This window comes from Sodalis-like endosymbiont of Proechinophthirus fluctus (assembly GCF_001602625.1).
GTDB lineage: Bacteria > Pseudomonadota > Gammaproteobacteria > Enterobacterales > Enterobacteriaceae.
Genome location: NZ_LECR01000046.1, coordinates 47196 through 51334, shown reverse-complemented (window position 1 = coordinate 51334; position 4139 = coordinate 47196). Strand labels below are relative to the sequence as shown.

Here is a 4139-nt window from a genome sequence, read left to right as displayed (position 1 = left end):
GAAGCCCAGATCGCTAGCGCACAGCCGAGAGAGGTCGCAGTTAGCCACCTCTATCAGCGCGCGGATGCCGGGACGGCAGCGGCCGACCCGGATGCGGCTTAATCCCTGATACACCAGAATGCGGTTATTGGCGTCCAGCGGCACTACGTCCGCCACGGTGCCCAGCGCAACCAAATCCAGTAGCTCGGCCAGTTTCGGAACCGCGATGCCTTGTTGCGTAAACCAGCCGTTATCGTTGAGGCGCGCGCGCAGTGCTAGCATCAGATAAAACGCCACGCCGACGCCAGCTAGAGATTTCGAGGCGAAAGCGCAGCCGCGTAAATTAGGATTAACGATAGCATCGGCGGCCGGCATGGTATCGCCAGGGAGATGATGATCGGTAATGAGTACCTGGATGCCTTTCTCATGCGCCAAAGCTACACCGGCATGGGAAGAGATGCCATTATCCACCGTCAGGATAACTTGCGCGTCGCACGCTGCCGCCTGCTCCACTACCTCTGGACTAAGTCCATAGCCATCCTCAAAGCGATTCGGCACTAGAAAATCTATCGTCTGCGCACCCATTTGACGTAGAGCCAGCACTGTTAGCGCAGTGCTGGTCGCGCCGTCGGCGTCGAAATCTCCAACCACTATTAATCTGCGCTGATCCGCCAGAGCGCCGACCAGAAGATCCACCGCCTGCTCGATACCTGTCAGTGGATGATAGGCCAGCAATCCGCGTGCGCCCCTTTCCAGCTCACTGACCGTGTAAACGCCGCGTTGCACATACAAACGTTTCAGCAGTGGCGGGATATCCGCCTCCGCCAGCAAAGCAATATCACCTAGCGGACGCCGGCGCAGTTCCATTGTCATGTTTACTGCCGTCTTAACCACCAGTTGCCTGGCCGGATCCTTGCTGATCCAAAATGGAGGCCATCTCTTTCGGGCTTTGATAACCCAGGATGAGGGTAGCGTTATCGAGCAGCAGCGCCGGCGTGCCCTGAATACCGTACTGGACGCCAACGGTGTAATATTTTCTGATATCGATATCGCAGGTGGCGGGCTGGACGTTGCCGCTGTTCATCTCCTGGGTGAAGGAGTCTTTCCGATTAGCGCTGTACCATATCGACGCCATATCCCGTTCCGTCTGGGAATTCAGGCCCTGTCGCGGAAACGCCAGATAGCGGATAGTTATCCCTAGGGCATTATAGTCTTTGATCTGTTCGTGCAGCTTGTGGTAATAGTCGCAGGTGATGTCGGTGAACACGGTCACAACATGTTTTTCCTGCGACGCTTTAAAGATGATCATCTCTTTTTGCAAGGCGTCCGAACGCTTGCCGAGAAGCTGATTCGTGACATTGATAAGGTAATCGCTCCCGACGTCATACAGCGGGCCCTGGATTAAGTGGCGACCGTCATCGGAAACACACAACACTCCGCTTTCGATCAATACAGTTTTCAGTCCGGCAACCGGCGACGACTGAATATCGGCACTGTGAATGCTGAGGCGCGATAGCGAATTCTTAATGACCGCATCGTCGGAGTGAACCAGAGGCACCAGGGCCAGCGTCATAAAGAAAAACAGTACTAGGCTTTTATTCACAGTTTAATCCTTATCTAAACACCCGGGTCAGGGCCGGCAACATTCATATGCCTGAAATTCGTTTCAATTCCACCGCTCATGTCGGGCGCGGGGATGATGCTGCTGATGGATAAGCTTTAGCCGCTCGGTAGCGACATGGGTGTAAATCTGCGTCGTCGAAAGATCACTATGTCCCAGCAACAACTGCACCACACGCAAATCCGCCCCGTGGTTCAATAAATGGGTCGCAAAGACATGCCGCAAAACATGGGGGGAGAGCCGCTCGCTGTCAATACCCGCCAGGATGGCATAATGTTTGATACGGTGCCAGAACGTCTGGCGAGTCATTTTGCGGCTGCGGTTGCTGGGGAACAAAATATCTAGAATTTGACCATGGATCAGCGCCGGACGGCCGTGTTCCAGATAATACTCAATCCAGTACACCGCCTCTTCCCCCAAAGGCACCATCCTCTCCTTATCCCCTTTACCAATCACCCTCACTACGCCCCGTCGCAGATTTACGTCCGACAGAGTCAACCCCACCAGCTCAGACACCCGCAAGCCAGTGGCATAGAGCACTTCCAGCATGGCCTTATCTCGTAGCTCGACAGGATCAGCAATGGTCGGCGCCGCCAGTAAATCGCCGATCTGCGCTTCGCTGAGATCCTTAGGCAGACTCTGCGGCAATTTGGGTGCCGAAATACCGGCACTGGGATCGTCGATGCGCAGCTTTTCCCGGTACAGATACTGAAAAAACCGGCGCGTGACGCTCAGTAACCTGGCGGAGCTGGTGGCTTTATAGCCATGATCGAGGCGATCGGCGAGAAAGGCCTGTAAATCCACCGTGCTAGCGCTTAAACAGTCGCGCTGCTGACGCTGTAGCCAGGCCTCGAGCGCCTGCAGGTCAAGACGATACGAAACCAGCGTATTTTCCGCAAGATTGCGTTCCAGCCACAGGGCATCAAGAAACTGCTCGATAATGACATCATCCGGTTGTTCCATATCTGACTCCTGTATGAGGTTGTAGACGACATTATGCCTGACATACTGTCAAATAAGGCTAGGAAGCCATCTGACCGCAGCTCGCTACCCCTCCCTCCCCCTCTCCCCTCCCAACCTGCGCAGTAAGATTATCGCACTCTACAGTATGGGGATAAGTTGGGTTACGGCGAATGGTTTTCGGATACGCTCTAGGGGCTATCTTCACGATGTTCTGCAACCGCTAGGCGCCAGCTTTATTGGCTACTGGCCTACCGATGGTTACGAGTTCATCAGCCAGAAAGCCGTCACCCCCACTGGCGACCATTTTGTCAGCCTGGCACTGGATGAAGTGAATCACTATGATTTTAGCGAGCGGCAGCTTCAACAGTAGTGTGAGCAAATCCTGATCGAAATAGCGGCGGCGCCGTAATCCTGCATAAGCAGGGAGCTCGCCTCCTGAGCTAAGATCCGCTTTGTCGCACCAGCAGCTGGCGTAGGTGGCGGGGAATCCCCGGGCGGGCCATGCTGTCCGCCGTCAGCTACAGACGACGCCTTAAGCATCCAGGCTTTGCGGGTAAAGGTCCATTCCTCGCGATGCCATTGAATACTGCTGTCGCTCATCAGCACCAATGTCAACCACACCAGCCGGTAATTCTCCGGCCAGGGAGAAAGCAGAATCAGCATTATTAGAATTCAGTAAAACGCCAGCGAGCAATGGTGAGTGCACTAAGAAACCCTAATATCACATCGCTAAAGAGCCACGAACTTTGTTTCGCTTTTGTATCATTGAGATAATTTTCTGTAAATCGCGATCGTCAGGCTGGCCGTAATTCATCAACCAGTTAAATAGATCTGGATCATCACACTCTAACAGTCGGACAAAACGCCGCTTATCCTGATCATCCAGGACGTCAAAATCCTGTTCAAAGAACGCCATGATGGCAATATCCAGCTCGCGCATGCCGCGACGGCAGGCCCAGTGGATTCGCGCTTTATTAGTGATATCCATGTTTTATTTTACCCTCATAAACGCTACGCACTTCAGTTAGTTTACCCTGTTTTGTCCTGCCACATGAGATAATACAACATATTTCGACACGTTCTGCGCGATTCATTCCGCATCTCCGGCACGTATCGCCAAAAACTGTGCAGGCAAGATCCACTTGCAAACCCCCGGCAGTCTTTTACCATTAGGGTATTGTCAGACAGACTATTGATAGGACTTTTTCATGTCATCTCAAGTTCCTTTCCCTCCGCGTTTTCCTTCGCCCTCTAGCCATTTGCCGCTGACTCTCATTTCACTGGAGGATTGGGCGTTGATCACCCTTAATGGCCCGGACAGCGTTAAATATTTGCAGGGCCAGCTAACCTGCGATGTGGCCTCGTTGGCCGCCGATCATTTCAGCTTTGCTGCCCATTGCGATGCCAAGGGTAAAATGTTTAGCCACCTGTGCGTCTTTCATCACCAGGAAGGTATGGCCTTCATCGAACGGCACAGCGTGCGCGATAGCCATCTCACGGAACTGAAAAAGTATGCCGTTTTCTCCAAAACCACTATCGTCTCCGATGACGAGGCGGTATTGCTCGGTGTGGCAGG

Annotated in this window: 6 protein-coding genes and 1 pseudogene; 2 read left to right on the top strand and 5 right to left on the bottom strand. The window is 53.4% G+C overall.

Annotation, left to right across the window (positions count from 1 at the left end; all coding sequences use genetic code 11):
* The 3 genes from BG74_RS05435 to xerD all read right to left on the bottom strand — a co-directional run.
* Positions 1 to 852: DHH family phosphoesterase (locus BG74_RS05435; protein ID WP_244267326.1), on the bottom strand; the 852-nt coding region annotated here is incomplete at its 3' end.
* A 13-nt stretch (positions 853 to 865) separates the two neighbouring features.
* Positions 866 to 1582 carry a bifunctional protein-disulfide isomerase/oxidoreductase DsbC gene (gene dsbC, locus BG74_RS05430; RefSeq protein WP_066597133.1) on the bottom strand — a complete coding sequence of 239 codons (717 nt, stop codon included), beginning with the start codon at positions 1580 to 1582 and terminating at the stop codon, positions 866 to 868.
* A gap of 63 nt (positions 1583 to 1645) precedes the next feature.
* A complete protein-coding gene (xerD, locus tag BG74_RS05425) occupies positions 1646 to 2563 on the bottom strand; it encodes a site-specific tyrosine recombinase XerD (RefSeq protein WP_066597131.1) in 918 nt (305 codons plus the stop codon).
* Between the two features lie 145 nt (positions 2564 to 2708).
* Between xerD and BG74_RS05420 the strand changes: the two genes are divergently transcribed.
* The gene (locus tag BG74_RS05420) at positions 2709 to 2933 is read left to right on the top strand and encodes an NADPH-dependent FMN reductase family protein (RefSeq protein WP_066597129.1); all 225 of its coding nucleotides are present in this window, start codon (positions 2709 to 2711) and stop codon (positions 2931 to 2933) included.
* On the opposite strand, the gene BG74_RS05415 is transcribed toward BG74_RS05420, so the two are convergent.
* The gene (locus BG74_RS05415; protein WP_066597127.1) at positions 2924 to 3226 is read right to left on the bottom strand and encodes a protein YgfX; all 303 of its coding nucleotides are present in this window, start codon (positions 3224 to 3226) and stop codon (positions 2924 to 2926) included. The two genes, BG74_RS05420 and BG74_RS05415, sit on opposite strands and share 10 nt — an antisense overlap.
* A 58-nt stretch (positions 3227 to 3284) precedes the next feature.
* A complete protein-coding gene (gene sdhE / locus BG74_RS05410; RefSeq protein WP_066597126.1) occupies positions 3285 to 3551 on the bottom strand; it encodes an FAD assembly factor SdhE in 267 nt (88 codons plus the stop codon).
* 220 nt (positions 3552 to 3771) lie between these two features.
* Here sdhE and ygfZ point away from each other — a divergent pair.
* A pseudogene (gene ygfZ / locus BG74_RS17000) lies at positions 3772 to 4139 on the top strand (tRNA-modifying protein YgfZ); the annotation flags it as partial.